We start from the raw sequence: 13418 nt of genomic DNA on the forward strand, positions 1-13418 counted from the left end.
AGGAGCCGTTTTATGATCGTTGGATAGATTTGATGACAAAAACCATTGTTATATCATCTATGACTATTTTAACTTTAATTATAGTAATGTTGTTAGTCAATTTTTTTTACCACTTTTATAAATTTTTTTTTACAAATTTTAATTTAGCCATTTGGTAAGGTGTATTTTAAAACAAATTAATTAACTATGAAAAGAATTGTAAATATTAAATCAAATGCAATCACAAATGAGATTTGCGCTAAAAAAGAACATGTTTTAATTTATTCAGAAATACATCACTTTAATAATTCAAGAGCTATAAATTCACCCTTAACATTATTGTATAATTATTTAAATATTTATTATACGGAGTCTTTTGATATAGAAGTAGAATTTAGCCTTGGCTTTGTTAAAACAAGCGTTATTTACGCAAATAGGGTGTATTATGATGAAATGATTGACTTGAAAAAACTACACAATATTGATGATTGTTTATTTTTTAAAGTTTATTGGCTGTTTTTTGATGGTAAATTTGAAACTTCAGATAGAGAAGCTATTAATCTATTACTATCTGAAGTTTCTGATATTCAAAATGAATTAAATAAGTCCTAATTTTTTCAAACCATCTCTTTGAAGTGGAAGTATAATAACTTTTCCAGTACCTTCTTCAAACATAGTAGAGCAATATTTAAAAGCTTTGAATTTTCTTAAAGCTGAATCAATTTCATTTATTGATTTATTGAATTTTGTTGCTAAATCAGATAAAGACGACTCTAAAGGACTTTTTTCTTTATTCTCTGCATGAATAAAACTTAATAACTCTTTTTCAAAATCCATAACGTATATATTTTATTGTTGACGCTACAAATATATACAAATTCCTGATTGGCAAGCTTCAACGTTCGAGCCGTTGACAGGAACTAATCAAAAAACAAATCTAAATGAGTGTACAGCAACTTATATCAAAAGAATATGCTCCTATAATGGAAATTATAGAAGTGTACGGAATTGCTTTCGAAACATTTAATAAATATGTTTCTGAAAGTAAAGTAAAAATAATCAAAAGAGGTAATCGATGTACTTATAAAACAGCTGATGTGCATCAAATGCTTTCTGAGCGCGGTTATCCAAAAATAAGAAAAACAAAAAAAGCTCCAGCTGCAACTGAAGCTTAATCAAAAGTTATAATGTATGAAAAAGAATCTCGAACATTATGTAGCAAAACTACAAAGTTTTTTTCAACGAAAAAAAGTAGTTGAGAAAAAAGAAGAATCTCGTAAAAATTGGTTGTTATCAATTTACAGAAGTATTTACAAAGTAAACAAAGAGCAATCTACTAAAGACGATGTTCTTATGTGTATGTATAACGATGGCTTTATTGATGAAGCGATTGAATTATATGAAGAGGATTTTGTAATGACAAAAGAAAAATTGCAAGAAGATGCAAATACATTTATTTGTCTTGCAGCACTTATGATAGTTGGTTTTTTCGTAATTAAAATTGTTTTTTAATGAAAAGAAAAATCTACATACCACAACTTGCGGAAATCGAATTTGATTTTATGCAAATGAAGCCAGATTGTTTTAGAAACGTTGATGGCGAAATGAAATTAACTTTTGAATTGAAATGCAATGATCCGAAATATAAAGCTTATGATTTAATATTAGGATTAAATTTCAATTTCAACGAGAATGCAATTGATGAACGTTTTCCTAATTATCGTTATACCGAGTTAGAATCGCTTCATAGTATAGAATTGTATGATTATAACATCGAATATCAATTCAATGATTTTACAACAGCTAAAATTCTTCAAATTGCAAAAGCTGTTATGCCAAGAAAATATATTGAAATGCAAACGATTAAAACTTATTCATTATGAATGAAATGATTTACGTTTTCGATACAAATAATAAGCTTGTTTTTGAAACAGAAAATAAAGCTGAATTAAAAAGAAGATTTGGTATTACATACAAATCTTTAATGATTCGCTTAGAAAAGAAAACACCTTTCAAAGATTATTATTTTGCAATTGTTGCTGATTTCAAAATTCCTGTTCAACCGCTTTCAAAGCCTAAAAATAAAGCTGGAGCTGGTCGACCAAATACAAAACCTAACCTTAAAAAGCAACAAGAAAAGGAAATTCAAAAAGAAAATACTTTTCTTACTTATTCAGAAGCAAACGAGCATAAAACAATTGCTCAAAAAGTCTTAGAAAAAGCAAAACTACAAAACAAACCTGTTCGCAGATTAAGCGTTAAAGATTCGGTTAGAAATTCTTTAAAACGCGAATTAAAACTTTCACACATCTAACAAACACCCAAACATTTACATGAAAAATATTGTATTAAAATCGCTGGAGTTGAAGAACTTCAAATCATTCCGTCATGCCAAATTTGACGATTTTAACGAAAAAGAGAACTTTATCCATGGTAAAAATGGAGCAGGAAAATCAACTTTATTTGACGCTTTTTTGTGGTTGCTTTTTGGTAAAGATGCCAACGATCGTAAGGATTACGAAATTAAACCACTTGATGAAAATAATCAAGTTCAAAAGCAAATTAATGTAGAGGTTCACGCTACTTTATTAATCAATAATGAAGAAGTTACTTTATCAAGAATTTATAAAGAGAAGTGGCAAAAGGTAAAAGGAACAGAAGAAAAGACTTTCAAAGGTCACGAAACTGAATTAATCTTTAATCAAGTTCCTGTTTCCTTAAAAGAATTTAGTGCAAAAGTCGCTGAGATTTCTGAGGAAAGTTTATTTAAATTGATTACTAATCCAAGCGCTTTTGAAGCGTTAGACTGGAAGAAGAAACGCGAAGTTTTAGTTTCGATTGCTGGTGAAGTTTCGGATGAGGAATTATTTAATTCTGATGCAGATTTTAAAGAGTTATCGTTAAAGTTAACAAACAAAACTTTAGATGAATATGATACTCAGTTAAAAGCTTCCATCAAAAAGTCTAAACAAGAAAAAGAAGATACACCAGCACGTATAGACGAACTAAAAAACTCCAAAATTGATGAGATTGATAAAATTGATTCTGATATCCAGGAGAAAGAAACTAAAATATCTGAAATAGATTCAGAGCTTGAAAATATTCCTGAATCAATTCAAAAAATTGTTGATTCCAACACTAAAGTGCAGCAGGAAATTCAAAAACTTAACTCTCGAAAATCTGAGATTGAGATTGGTTTAAGAAGCAAAGCTAAACAAGAGTGTTATGTTGATACCTCAAGTGTTGACGCTTTAAAATCGAAGTTAAAGAACATAGAAACAACACTTCAAAACTCAAATGAAACTCATTCAACTTTAACCAAGAAATTGAATGATTACAATGATAAAGTAAAAGAATTAGAGTCAGACAGAGCCGATTTAGTTGCAAAGTATAATCTTGAGAATACTAAAGTTTTTGATGCTGAAAAATATTCTTGTACTTGTCCTAATTGTCAGACAAAATTTGTCTATAATGACGAACCAGAGAAAGAGTTTAACTTAGAAAAGAATCAAAAATTATCAAAGATAATCGAACAAGGAAATTCTATTAAATCTAAAATTGAGCAATATAAATCTCCAATTGAAAAATGCAAATCTGAAATTCTTACAGCAAAAAAAGAAGTTGATAAATATCAATCTGAAATTGATGCTTTAAATTCTCAAATCCAAACCGAAACGTCAAACCTTCAATCTCCTAAAAACGAAGAAGAAGTTTATCAAACTTTAATCAACGATGATGCGCAATTGTCAAAATTAAGTATTGAAATTGCAACTCTTCAATCTAAAATTAAGGAAGTAAAACAAGCTGATAATTCCGAATTAAAACTGCAAAAACAAACTTTGCAAACGGAAATTAAGCAGTTAATCGAACTTAAAGGAAAGAGTTCGGTTAATGAATCTATTGATAATCGAATCAAAGAATTAGCTAATCGAGAAAAAGAACTTTCTCAGATTATCGCTAATCTTGAAAAAGAACAATTCGTTATTGAGCGATTCAAGAAAATCAAAACTGAAAGCCTTGAAAAATCAGTTAATGAAAAATTTGAATATGTTACTTTCAAATTATTCGAAGAGCAAGTTAATGGAGGTTTAAATCCAACGTGTATTACGTTAGTAAACGGAGTTCCTTTTGGTTCAGTAAATACAGCAGGAAGAATCAATGCTGGATTAGATATTATCAATACTCTTTGTAAAGTGAATGAAATCAACGCTCCGATTTTTATTGATAACCGCGAAAGTGTTACTCAGTTAATTCCTACTGAAAGTCAAATTATCAGTTTGATTGTAGATCCAAATCAAGAAACTTTAAAATTTAATTAAACCCTTAAACTCCTATTAAAATGTATTACAAAAAAAACAATTTTAACGAAGTAGAACCTAATGAAACTAAAGAGTATTTTACTGATTTAGGATTATTAAAATACGACTTAACTACTAAATCTTTTTATAATTCTGAAACACATGATTTTCCTAAAGTAAAGTATTGGTTTGAAGAAATTAAATCTTTTGAAGACTCATCACATGTAATGATGAAATACTTAGCAGAAAATCATCATCCACACACTACTGTAATTACAACATCTACATCGTCTCAAGTTTTAGAAGGACATAAATCAACAGGTGAAGATTTTAGATTTATTAAAGACTAACCCCAAAAAAAAAATAAAATGTCAGAAAATACACAACAAGTAGCGCAAGTAAAAAAAGATATTTCAGCGCAAGTTTTAGATAAAATCAATGATTTTCAAGAAGCAGGTCAATTGACTTTACCGAAAGATTATTCAGTAGATAACGCATTAAAATCTGCGTATATCGTTTTAAACGATCCGAAAAATAATCTTTTAACAAAATGCGATAAATCTTCAATCGCAGAAGCGTTATTAAAAATGGTAGTTCACGGAGTTTCACCAATTAAAAAGCAATGTTATTTCATTCCTTACGGCGACAAATTAGAATGCTCTATTTCTTATGCTGGAAATATTGCAACAGCCAAACGTTACGGAGGATTAAAGAATATTAAAGGTCAAGCAATTTTCAAAGGTGATGAATTTCAATTTGAAGTTGACGGAAATACAGGAAGAAAAAGAGTTACAAAACACTCTCAAACATTAGATTCTTTAGGTAGCGGAGAAGTTATTGGAGCTTATGCGATTTCGGAATTCAACGACGGAACTTTTGATGTTGAGATAATGAATATTAATCAAATTAAAGCGTCTTGGGGACAAGGTGGTAGCAAAGGGAATTCACCAGCACATAAAAACTTTCCCGATCAAATGGCTATTAAAACAGTTATCAATCGAGCTTGTAAATTAGTAATCTCATCTTCAGATGATTCAATTCTTTATGATCCTTTAGAAGAAAGAGATTTACCTAATAAAGTTGAAGCAGAAGTGCAACACGAAATCAAACAAAATGCCAATTCTCAACCTTTAGATTTTGAAGAAGCACAAGTTGTTGAGGAAGTAGTTGATGTTTCAAATAGTGAAATTATTAATGAAACTGCAAACGAAATGCAATTTCCAAATGAAGCACCTTTTGCATAAATGCAACTCAAAATAATTGGAACGGGTAGTCAAGGCAATTGCTACATCCTAGAAAATGAAAAAGAAGCCCTAATCATAGAATTGGGGCTTAATTTTTCCAAGATTAAAGAAGCTTTGAACTTTGATTTAAGTAAAATTTCAGGAGCTATAATTTCTCATTGTCATTTAGACCACGCCAAAGGATTGAAACAAGCTTTAGATAATGGAATTGAATGTTATAGTAGTCAAGGAACTTTCCAAAGTTTAAACATCAACCACCACAACGCTAAAATCATCAAATCAAAACAAGCTTTTCAAATCGGAAATTTTAAGATTTTACCTTTCAATGTTCACCACGATGTTAACGAGCCTTTAGGTTTTTTAATAGACCATGAAGAAACAGGCAGAGTGCTTTTTGTGACTGATACCACTTACATCGATTATACTTTTCCTAATCTCAATAATATCATCATCGAAGCAAATTATTGCGAAGATATAATCAAAGAAAAGTTAGGTAACACTTGGCAAGGAGAATTTTTAAAGAACCGAATCTTAAAATCACATATGAGCCTTAATACTTGTAAAGAAACATTATTAGCTAATGACCTTTCACAAGTACAGAAAATAGTACTTATTCACTTTTCAGATAGTAATTCTGATGAGCGAAAATTTAAAAAAGTAATCGAAGAAGCAACGGGTAAAATCGTCCACGTTGCAAACAACAATCAAATTTTAGAATTTAATAAAAATCCTTTTTAGAATGGATCTAGAATATTTAAAATCTTTAGGTTTTACAGAATATAAATTTAGTCCAGAAAATGATATAAAAATCTGTTACGAAATTGAATTCCCTTCAATAAATAGAGCTGTTACTTATTATGTTTTCTACAACGGATTAAAAGAATTATGTTATCACAAATACGAGGAAGGGGATGTAATTGAACGAGGGTTTAAAGATTATAAAATTAAATCATTAATTGACTTTTTAAAGCATAAAAACCAACAAGTTGAAGAAATTTTAAAAACTGAATTTACTTTTTAATGCTTTACAACACTTCCAATCCTGTTGAAAGACAAAAAGCAATTACCCGAATCAAAAAACTACTTGACAATAAAGCAATCATTGAAATTGTCGAAAAGAAACCAACCCGAACTATTAGACAAAATCGTTACTTACATTTAATCTTAGGATTTTTTGCAAGTGAAACGGGTTATACTCTTGAAGAAGTTAAACAAGAAATTTTTAAGAAAATAGTCAATCCTGCATTATTCTACGAGGGTGAGATTGGAGAAATAGTAACAATTCAACGTTGGAGGAGTACAGCGAATTTAGATACTTTAGAAATGACTCAAGCAATTGAGAATTTTAGAGACTATTCAAGCTCACAAGCTGGAATTTACTTACCAAGTCCAGATGAAAAAGACTTTCTACTACAAATCGAAATTGAGTTAAAAAACAATCAAATTATTTAAAAACAAATTATGAATAAGGGTGTAATTGGTTTATACGGCTGTTATTGTCATCCCTTTAAAGATTGGGTTGAACATAACGAATTTCATAAACAAATAATAAAACCAGGAGAGAGGTATAGAATTAGACATACCGAAGAAGAATGTATAGTTGAAGGTTTTTCTTCTGACGGTTCTGGCTATGTTAAAGTATTTGTTGAGCCTTTTGATTGTGAGAGGTGTCATCAAATCGAACACAAAAGTAATTTAATACCTCTTATCGATTATCAATTAAAATTATTTTAAATCTAAATAAATCCATGTTAAAAAACGCATATATAGAGCATTTAGTCTTGCAAAAAGTAGGACACAAAGTAAGAGAAGAAGCTAACATTTTCGCTTCAAAAACAACTGAATTTGACGAATCAAAGGAAGAACAATTAATACCTTTCTTATTTGGACCATTCAGAAAAAACCTTGAATTAAAGCAATTCAGTCACTATACAGATAAACTTGAATTCAATAAAGTTTACAACTTATGTAAGTCTGCATTCGATGAAGAAATTGATTTTATTGATTTTTCGAATGAAGTATTAAAAGCGCTTTACGATCAATCGTTACATCCACAAATTAAAAGTGGTGAAGTTTTCACAGTGCAATTAAACAATGCTCAATTTGATGGGATTTCTTGCAAAGCAATCGGAATTTACAAACTCGAAAACAAATCTAAATTCTTACGATTTGATGAACGTGAAACGATAGATTATAACGTTCTAAAAGGCTATAAGCTTGATAAATTAGATAAAGGAGTATTAATTCTTGATGTTTATCGTGATGAAGGATTCCGAGTTTACACAATTGACGACAATAACGTTGAATCTGAATTCTGGACTAAGAATTTCTTAGAAGTAAAACCTGTTACAAATCCAGCTTTGCAAACAAAGAATTTTATTGAAATAATTACAGATTTTTCAAATGATGTTGTTTTACAACATGGAGACAAGAAAATTCAAACTGAATTTCTTTCAAATGCAATTGAACAGTTATCGAATAACGAATTCATGAATATTGAAATCGTTGATGAAACGCTTGGAGATTACAAAGATGATTTTAATCAATTCCTTAACGTAAATCAAATTAGTGTTGATCGAGAATTCGAAGTTGATTCTGGAATGTTAATCTCTCAATCAAAGAAAATTAAATCCGAAATAAAACTTGATACAGGTGCAAAAATCTATATTGATTTATTGAATTCCGAATGCGCTGCTGATAATCTTGAAAGAGGTTTTGATGATGAAAAGAAGATGTTCTACTACAAGGTTTATTTTAATTCGGAAGCGTGATGACAAAAGAAGAAATCATTTACAAAGGTCAAACTTTTGTGAAATTCACCCACACTGATGGAGAAGTGAAATATTGGTGTACTGATGGATTTAAAACTAAAGAACGCTTTGAATTTGAAAATCCAAGCACTAACGAATACGGAAGAGGTTTAGAGAGAGTTATTGAAATTGTAGAAGCTGAACTTCCAACAGGCAAGTTAAGCTACGGAATGAATGTTAATTTCTTGTATGAAAAATACGGTTTTCCATATCCTGGAATGATGGATAAGAATCTTAAAAGCAAATCTTATCTCGATTACAAACAATACTTTTTCAAAGATTTACTTAGAGAAAATCTTATTCGAAAGCTAGAATTTAAAAACGTGTATGATTTCCTTGTAAAGGAGACCTCAGTTCAACAAACTTTATTTTAACCCCATGACCAAATACGAAAAAGAAGATGAAAAGCTGTTTTGGCTTCTTATTTCTTCAACACTTATCGCATTGCTAATTATAGCATTATTATTCAAACTAATAAAATACATACTACTATGGTAACAGATATCGAGCAATTAAAACAAACTATACAAGCTAAAGGATTTAGAGTTGAACATTACGAAAGTCCTATGCAGTTTAATATTATCGTTCAAACTAAAACAGGAGATCATTGTTTTGGTGAAATATTTACAGGTTGTAACATCAACGAACGCATCACAATCAAAAACAGAGCTTGCGAGAAATTAAAAGAGCTGATTAAACAAAATTAAATCTGTGGCAAAAAACAAATTTTATTTTAGTCACGATGGTGGCGCTCGTAACGACGATAAGATGATTGCCGTTAGAATGAAACATAAAGCAGAAGGGTATGCTGTTTACTTTATGATTCTTGAGAAAATGCTTGAAAGCTCCGACTACATTCTATTAAAAGATTACAATGTTCTAGCGTTCGATTTTAGAGTTGGATCTGATTTAGTAAAATCAATAGTTGAAGATTTTGGTTTATTTGAATTTACTGAAGATAATAAATCTTTCTTTTCTAAATCTTTTTTAGACAGAATGAAACCTTTAGAAGTTATCAGAGAAAAAAGAAGAGAGGCGGGTAAAAAATCTGCTGAAAAACGAAAAATTCAACAAAATTCAACAAGTGTTGAACAAGTGTTGAATGAATCTTCAACAAGTGTTCATGTTTTGTTGACCGAAAATTCAACAAAGGAAAGTAAAGTAAATAATAATACTAAAGTATTATTAGAAAAACCAACCAACACGCGCGAGGAAAATTTTGAGCAAGAAAATTCTGAGATCCAAAATTCAACTTTTAAAAACTTTCAAGAAGAAAAAGAAAAAAGTTCCGCGAAAAAAGAAAAAGAACTCGAAAGCGTCAAAAATTTCTTAGTTGAAAACGGAGCTGATTATGCTGACGTGTCTGAATGGTTTAGAAAACGAATCGACGAACGAAAATCTACAACTCGGTACTATGCTGAGAAATTCATCCTTGAATGCAAGAAAAATAACATTTCAGTCAAAGAAGGAGTTTACGCTTGTGCCTTCAATGGGTGGATAAACTTTAATCCTCAATGGGTGTTAAACCAAAAAGAATCTAATTCAAAATCTTCAAAAAATGGAAAATCAGAATCACCAAGTCCAAATAAAGCCGGAAGAGTTAATGTTGACAAGGCAGGAGAATTCCTTGAACGTCGCAGAAAAGAAAGAGAGCTACAGTCCGCTCAACGAACTTAAGAGGAGTTATGATCTTTCTCGAATTTCTGAATACCCTATCAATGACGCGAAAACAATAATCGAAGCATCTGTTTACCAAGACGCAACTCTCAAGGGAATCAAAGATGAAAATTTACCAGGAGAATTTGTTCTTGATGATATTTCCGAAATGATTTTAAAAATGTTTTGGATGTTAACTCCAGAAGAAATTGTTTCTGCTTTGAAAATGGATCGTTTTGGATACTTTGAGGAAAAATCGCAGCATTACCAATTTTACGGGACCGAATATGTTGCTGAAATTCTTAAGAAATACTGCAAGTGGAAGCATAAAAAAGCAATGGAGCATAATCTATCTCGAAAACCAGCTTCTCATCAAATCGAATACAACATCGATGAGAAAAAAATTGATGAAGAATATCGAGAAACGATTTTAAGCGAAATAAGAGAAGGTAAATCTTACAGATATATAAACGCTCATCTTTTGATTAAAAGTGTGCCAAATCGATTTAAACCTAACAAAAAACAATATTATTCACTCCTTGAAAAAGAAGAAATGAAATTGAAAAATGAAAAAGAGCTAAAATTAGCAGAAGAGAAAGATCCGTTGAGTGCAAAAAAAATCATTCGAGAATTTAACGAAACGCTTAAAGTAAAGGCTCATCAAAGAGTGTGTAATATAATAGTTTGTAATTGGTTAAATAAAACAATTATTCAAAATGGAACTTGAACAAATCGAAGATCTCACCACGAAAACAAATGAGGAATTGATTGAATTAGTAATTTCCCTCATTAAAACTCTCTATAATAAAAGACCAAAACAAGGATTTAGACTTGAATCTGGAACATTTATAAAAGATTCTGAACATTACTTCAAATCGTTTAAATCCTACCTAACAAAGCCAAATAATATTCGAAGCATTACTACGGGTGAACTCAAAGAAGATTGGGTGAAGTGGTATTGCATTTTGTTGAATTTAAAAAAGCAGATAAGATGAATTTTTACATAGGAGAATATTACCAATACACGAATTCAAAACAAAAATTTAAGCTTAAAGAAAACAGAAATTCAGTGTTCTTATTTGAATGTGGTCATTGGTGTACTGATAATGTTTTTCTTGACTTAATTAGAGTGAAAACTAATCAATTAGTCTGTGATGATTTACAATTAAAATTAAACTTATAAGAATGAGCTATTCAGGAGAATTTAGAGAACGAGCACAAATCGAAATGTCGAAAAGATTAGGATTTGAAAACAGGTCCGAATGTATAAATTCTTTAGGTGTAAAAGAATTTGCAAGGAAAAGAGATGAATTTTATAAAATCCTTTTCAAGGAAGAAAATGAAAGGAATTTAAAGTTTAATTCAGTCAATAAAAACAGATTAAAAGATCCTGATTTACATAAAAAACTTGATGCTATTTTTGAGTATATCGAGATCAATCCAGATTGTAAACTTTATCAAGTTGAGGAGTTGTTTTCTTTTTATAAAACTTATCTAAATATCGTCTACAAATTAGGTTATATCGAAAATTTAGGTAACAAGTACAAAACGAATTTTATTGTTAAAAAACAAGGTAAAACATCCGAAGAGATTATTTCAGAAGTTCGTAATTATTCAAAATTACTTCAAAGAAAAGTACGAGCAAGACAAGCTGAAATGATTGAAAAAGGGTTGTAAAATTTTAAAGTAATGGACAGAAAAAATAAGATTTGGACAAAGGAATTAGAAGATAAATTAATCGAATTGTATCCAAATAATTTAACTCAAGATATTGCTGATAGATTTCAAATGAAATTATATACGATTAGAAATGCAGCACATCGATTAGGTTTAAAGAAAGATAAAGCTTGGATTTCAAAAATTTCAAGAGAAAGGACTTTAGATCCAAATCACGGAGGAAGAAAATTCTTATTCCAAAAAGGGAGTATTCCTAAAAATAAAGGATTAAAACAAAGTGATTTTATGTCGGAAGAATGCATTCAAAAATCCATAAAAACGAGATTTAAAAAAGGCAACATTCCTAAAAATGTAAAACCATTGTTTTCTGAAAGAATTACAAAAGATGGGTATATAGAGATTAAAGTTTTTGAAAACAACCATCCAAAATCAAATTATGTTTTAAAACATAGATGGGAATGGCAAAAATATAATCCACAAATCAAATCTAACGAGGTGATAATTTTTAAAGATGGCGATAAAACAAATTGCAATATTGAAAACTTATCAGTTATGTTAAAATCTGATAACATGAAGCGGAATGCTTTGCATAATTATCCAGAGGAATTTAAGAAGACAATTCGCTTAACATCGAAAATTAAAAAAATTATAAATACAAAAACATCATGAATATTTTAGAATTAAATCAAAAATTATACGAGACTTTAGAAGGTCTTGAGTCTGGCAAAATTGACGCTAAAAAAGCTGACAGTATTGTAAATGTAGCTAATGCAATCACGAATAATACAAAGTTGCTTTTGAATGTTGCTAAAACTGCAAAATCTCAAAATATGGCACAACTTCTCTTAGGTTCTGAAACTGCTAAAGAAATTGAATATAGAGATGTTTACGAGCAGAAAACTGATTTCGCTGTATCATTAGGGTATGACAATTTAGCATCTGCAATTGGAAGAATTGGTAAGGAAGAATTCGAACAAAAATTTAAAAACAGAAAAATATAATGAGCAAATTAGTCGTAAAACCATATCAAAAACAAGAAGTTTTAAACACAAAACTTACTACAATAGCAATTCTCAATCAAGTAATACTTGAAAAGTTTGACGAAATAGCAGATAACAAGGAAGTTTGGAATCAACGCTTTAAAAATATTGGAAAGCAAAATATTTCAATGATTGAAGATTTACAGTCAAAAGTATATAATCAACATTACGAAGCAAATCAAAATCAATTCATTTACGCCGAAGAATCAACAAGAAGATTGGTTAATCTTTTATCAACTCTTAACATAGATGAATATATTGATTTAATGGGATTTGTGGAATTGATGAAACACGATAAAATTAATTCTACAAAGCATTGTGTTAACTTTTTAATCGAAAATACAGAACGCATTAATAATCAATTAGAGAAAGTAGTATGAATGCAAACGAATTAAGAATTGGGAATAAAATTCAAGATAGAAATGGATTTGTATTTAATGTTGTTGGGATTGGAGATGATTGGATTAACGACTTAGGTGAGATTGCAGAGGATTATTGCGTAGTTGCCTGGGATAATTCAAAAGGATGTTGGGCGATTGATAATTCTTATAAAAAGGATGGTAGTAGTTACACCAATTTAGTAAATTATTTAGGATTAAATAATTTAGAAATAATCGGAAACATTCACGAAGAAAATAAATAAACTATGACAAAAGAAGAAAAGATTAAGGAAGCGTGGATTAAGTATTGGAAGTTACTTACAAAAGAAGATAA

General features: G+C 29.7%; 24 protein-coding genes. 23 read left to right on the top strand and 1 reads right to left on the bottom strand.

All coding sequences use genetic code 11. From position 1 onward, the window contains the following. The first annotated feature begins 186 nt into the window (after nucleotides 1-186). The gene (locus IF125_RS11510; protein WP_225542591.1) at nucleotides 187-591 is read left to right on the top strand and encodes a hypothetical protein; all 405 of its coding nucleotides are present in this window, start codon (nucleotides 187-189) and stop codon (nucleotides 589-591) included. On the opposite strand, the gene IF125_RS11515 is transcribed toward IF125_RS11510, so the two are convergent. Next, entirely contained in the window at nucleotides 577-816 is a 240-nt protein-coding gene (locus tag IF125_RS11515; protein ID WP_225542592.1) for a hypothetical protein, read from the bottom strand. The genes IF125_RS11510 and IF125_RS11515 overlap by 15 nt on opposite strands. Before the next feature lie 104 nt (nucleotides 817-920). Between IF125_RS11515 and IF125_RS11520 the strand changes: the two genes are divergently transcribed. The 22 genes from IF125_RS11520 to IF125_RS11625 all read left to right on the top strand — a co-directional run bounded on the left by IF125_RS11520 (nucleotide 921) and on the right by IF125_RS11625 (nucleotide 13347). Further along, entirely contained in the window at nucleotides 921-1154 is a 234-nt protein-coding gene (locus tag IF125_RS11520) for a hypothetical protein (protein ID WP_225542593.1), read from the top strand. 16 nt (nucleotides 1155-1170) lie between these two features. Next, nucleotides 1171-1491: a hypothetical protein gene (locus IF125_RS11525; protein WP_225542594.1), complete on the top strand. Its 321-nt coding sequence runs from the start codon at nucleotides 1171-1173 to the stop codon at nucleotides 1489-1491. Beyond that, nucleotides 1491-1862: a hypothetical protein gene (locus tag IF125_RS11530; RefSeq protein ID WP_225542595.1), complete on the top strand. Its 372-nt coding sequence runs from the start codon at nucleotides 1491-1493 to the stop codon at nucleotides 1860-1862. The genes IF125_RS11525 and IF125_RS11530 overlap by 1 nt, the downstream gene beginning before the upstream one ends. After that, nucleotides 1859-2293, top strand: coding sequence for a hypothetical protein (locus tag IF125_RS11535; RefSeq protein WP_225542596.1), 435 nt, complete (start codon nucleotides 1859-1861; stop codon nucleotides 2291-2293). Before IF125_RS11530 ends, IF125_RS11535 begins: the two co-directional genes overlap by 4 nt. Before the next feature lie 19 nt (nucleotides 2294-2312). Further along, nucleotides 2313-4298 (top strand): AAA family ATPase, encoded by a 1986-nt coding sequence (locus IF125_RS11540; RefSeq protein ID WP_225542597.1) that lies wholly within the window; start codon nucleotides 2313-2315, stop codon nucleotides 4296-4298. 20 nt (nucleotides 4299-4318) lie between these two features. Further along, on the top strand, nucleotides 4319-4627 hold the full coding sequence (locus tag IF125_RS11545; protein ID WP_225542598.1) for a hypothetical protein: 309 nt from the start codon (nucleotides 4319-4321) through the stop codon (nucleotides 4625-4627). 18 nt (nucleotides 4628-4645) lie between these two features. Continuing rightward, entirely contained in the window at nucleotides 4646-5521 is an 876-nt protein-coding gene (locus IF125_RS11550) for a recombinase RecT (protein WP_225542599.1), read from the top strand. Further along, entirely contained in the window at nucleotides 5522-6259 is a 738-nt protein-coding gene (locus IF125_RS11555; RefSeq protein WP_225542600.1) for an MBL fold metallo-hydrolase, read from the top strand. 1 nt (nucleotide 6260) lies between these two features. Then, the gene (locus IF125_RS11560; protein ID WP_225542601.1) at nucleotides 6261-6542 is read left to right on the top strand and encodes a hypothetical protein; all 282 of its coding nucleotides are present in this window, start codon (nucleotides 6261-6263) and stop codon (nucleotides 6540-6542) included. Next, nucleotides 6542-6973 carry a recombination protein NinB gene (locus tag IF125_RS11565; protein ID WP_225542602.1) on the top strand — a complete coding sequence of 144 codons (432 nt, stop codon included), beginning with the start codon at nucleotides 6542-6544 and terminating at the stop codon, nucleotides 6971-6973. The genes IF125_RS11560 and IF125_RS11565 overlap by 1 nt, the downstream gene beginning before the upstream one ends. Before the next feature lie 9 nt (nucleotides 6974-6982). Next, nucleotides 6983-7255: a hypothetical protein gene (locus tag IF125_RS11570; protein WP_225542603.1), complete on the top strand. Its 273-nt coding sequence runs from the start codon at nucleotides 6983-6985 to the stop codon at nucleotides 7253-7255. 14 nt (nucleotides 7256-7269) lie between these two features. Next, nucleotides 7270-8292, top strand: coding sequence for a nucleoid-associated protein (locus IF125_RS11575; RefSeq protein ID WP_225542604.1), 1023 nt, complete (start codon nucleotides 7270-7272; stop codon nucleotides 8290-8292). Then, entirely contained in the window at nucleotides 8292-8705 is a 414-nt protein-coding gene (locus tag IF125_RS11580) for a hypothetical protein (RefSeq protein WP_225542605.1), read from the top strand. Before IF125_RS11575 ends, IF125_RS11580 begins: the two co-directional genes overlap by 1 nt. Before the next feature lie 117 nt (nucleotides 8706-8822). Beyond that, on the top strand, nucleotides 8823-9038 hold the full coding sequence (locus IF125_RS11585) for a hypothetical protein (RefSeq protein ID WP_225542606.1): 216 nt from the start codon (nucleotides 8823-8825) through the stop codon (nucleotides 9036-9038). Between the two features lie 4 nt (nucleotides 9039-9042). After that, nucleotides 9043-10008 (top strand): Lin1244/Lin1753 domain-containing protein, encoded by a 966-nt coding sequence (locus IF125_RS11590; RefSeq protein ID WP_225542607.1) that lies wholly within the window; start codon nucleotides 9043-9045, stop codon nucleotides 10006-10008. Beyond that, nucleotides 9959-10714, top strand: a complete 756-nt coding sequence (locus IF125_RS11595; RefSeq protein ID WP_225542608.1) for a hypothetical protein — start codon at nucleotides 9959-9961, stop codon at nucleotides 10712-10714. The genes IF125_RS11590 and IF125_RS11595 overlap by 50 nt, the downstream gene beginning before the upstream one ends. After that, nucleotides 10704-10982: a hypothetical protein gene (locus tag IF125_RS11600; protein WP_225542609.1), complete on the top strand. Its 279-nt coding sequence runs from the start codon at nucleotides 10704-10706 to the stop codon at nucleotides 10980-10982. Before IF125_RS11595 ends, IF125_RS11600 begins: the two co-directional genes overlap by 11 nt. A 190-nt stretch (nucleotides 10983-11172) precedes the next feature. Further along, nucleotides 11173-11664 (top strand): hypothetical protein, encoded by a 492-nt coding sequence (locus IF125_RS11605; protein ID WP_225542610.1) that lies wholly within the window; start codon nucleotides 11173-11175, stop codon nucleotides 11662-11664. 12 nt (nucleotides 11665-11676) lie between these two features. Further along, complete coding sequence (locus IF125_RS11610) at nucleotides 11677-12333, top strand: HNH endonuclease signature motif containing protein (RefSeq protein WP_225542611.1); 657 nt, start codon at nucleotides 11677-11679, stop codon at nucleotides 12331-12333. Then, complete coding sequence (locus IF125_RS11615) at nucleotides 12330-12665, top strand: hypothetical protein (protein ID WP_225542612.1); 336 nt, start codon at nucleotides 12330-12332, stop codon at nucleotides 12663-12665. Before IF125_RS11610 ends, IF125_RS11615 begins: the two co-directional genes overlap by 4 nt. Continuing rightward, nucleotides 12665-13084: a hypothetical protein gene (locus IF125_RS11620; protein WP_225542613.1), complete on the top strand. Its 420-nt coding sequence runs from the start codon at nucleotides 12665-12667 to the stop codon at nucleotides 13082-13084. Before IF125_RS11615 ends, IF125_RS11620 begins: the two co-directional genes overlap by 1 nt. Next, nucleotides 13081-13347 carry a hypothetical protein gene (locus tag IF125_RS11625; RefSeq protein ID WP_225542614.1) on the top strand — a complete coding sequence of 89 codons (267 nt, stop codon included), beginning with the start codon at nucleotides 13081-13083 and terminating at the stop codon, nucleotides 13345-13347. Before IF125_RS11620 ends, IF125_RS11625 begins: the two co-directional genes overlap by 4 nt. Nucleotides 13348-13418: the final 71 nt, after the last annotated feature.

The sequence above is a fragment of the Empedobacter stercoris genome, assembly GCF_020281205.1.
In the GTDB taxonomy this organism is placed as follows: Bacteria; Bacteroidota; Bacteroidia; order Flavobacteriales; family Weeksellaceae; genus Empedobacter; species Empedobacter stercoris.

Coding starts and splice junctions, on each gene's coding strand:
- IF125_RS11510 (WP_225542591.1), top strand. CDS start 187: ATGAAAAGAATTGTAAATATTAAATCAAATGCAATCACAAATGAGATT.
- IF125_RS11515 (WP_225542592.1), bottom strand. CDS start 816: ATGGATTTTGAAAAAGAGTTATTAAGTTTTATTCATGCAGAGAATAAA.
- IF125_RS11520 (WP_225542593.1), top strand. CDS start 921: ATGAGTGTACAGCAACTTATATCAAAAGAATATGCTCCTATAATGGAA.
- IF125_RS11525 (WP_225542594.1), top strand. CDS start 1,171: ATGAAAAAGAATCTCGAACATTATGTAGCAAAACTACAAAGTTTTTTT.
- IF125_RS11530 (WP_225542595.1), top strand. CDS start 1,491: ATGAAAAGAAAAATCTACATACCACAACTTGCGGAAATCGAATTTGAT.
- IF125_RS11535 (WP_225542596.1), top strand. CDS start 1,859: ATGAATGAAATGATTTACGTTTTCGATACAAATAATAAGCTTGTTTTT.
- IF125_RS11540 (WP_225542597.1), top strand. CDS start 2,313: ATGAAAAATATTGTATTAAAATCGCTGGAGTTGAAGAACTTCAAATCA.
- IF125_RS11545 (WP_225542598.1), top strand. CDS start 4,319: ATGTATTACAAAAAAAACAATTTTAACGAAGTAGAACCTAATGAAACT.
- IF125_RS11550 (WP_225542599.1), top strand. CDS start 4,646: ATGTCAGAAAATACACAACAAGTAGCGCAAGTAAAAAAAGATATTTCA.
- IF125_RS11555 (WP_225542600.1), top strand. CDS start 5,522: ATGCAACTCAAAATAATTGGAACGGGTAGTCAAGGCAATTGCTACATC.
- IF125_RS11560 (WP_225542601.1), top strand. CDS start 6,261: ATGGATCTAGAATATTTAAAATCTTTAGGTTTTACAGAATATAAATTT.
- IF125_RS11565 (WP_225542602.1), top strand. CDS start 6,542: ATGCTTTACAACACTTCCAATCCTGTTGAAAGACAAAAAGCAATTACC.
- IF125_RS11570 (WP_225542603.1), top strand. CDS start 6,983: ATGAATAAGGGTGTAATTGGTTTATACGGCTGTTATTGTCATCCCTTT.
- IF125_RS11575 (WP_225542604.1), top strand. CDS start 7,270: ATGTTAAAAAACGCATATATAGAGCATTTAGTCTTGCAAAAAGTAGGA.
- IF125_RS11580 (WP_225542605.1), top strand. CDS start 8,292: ATGACAAAAGAAGAAATCATTTACAAAGGTCAAACTTTTGTGAAATTC.
- IF125_RS11585 (WP_225542606.1), top strand. CDS start 8,823: ATGGTAACAGATATCGAGCAATTAAAACAAACTATACAAGCTAAAGGA.
- IF125_RS11600 (WP_225542609.1), top strand. CDS start 10,704: ATGGAACTTGAACAAATCGAAGATCTCACCACGAAAACAAATGAGGAA.
- IF125_RS11605 (WP_225542610.1), top strand. CDS start 11,173: ATGAGCTATTCAGGAGAATTTAGAGAACGAGCACAAATCGAAATGTCG.
- IF125_RS11610 (WP_225542611.1), top strand. CDS start 11,677: ATGGACAGAAAAAATAAGATTTGGACAAAGGAATTAGAAGATAAATTA.
- IF125_RS11615 (WP_225542612.1), top strand. CDS start 12,330: ATGAATATTTTAGAATTAAATCAAAAATTATACGAGACTTTAGAAGGT.
- IF125_RS11620 (WP_225542613.1), top strand. CDS start 12,665: ATGAGCAAATTAGTCGTAAAACCATATCAAAAACAAGAAGTTTTAAAC.
- IF125_RS11625 (WP_225542614.1), top strand. CDS start 13,081: ATGAATGCAAACGAATTAAGAATTGGGAATAAAATTCAAGATAGAAAT.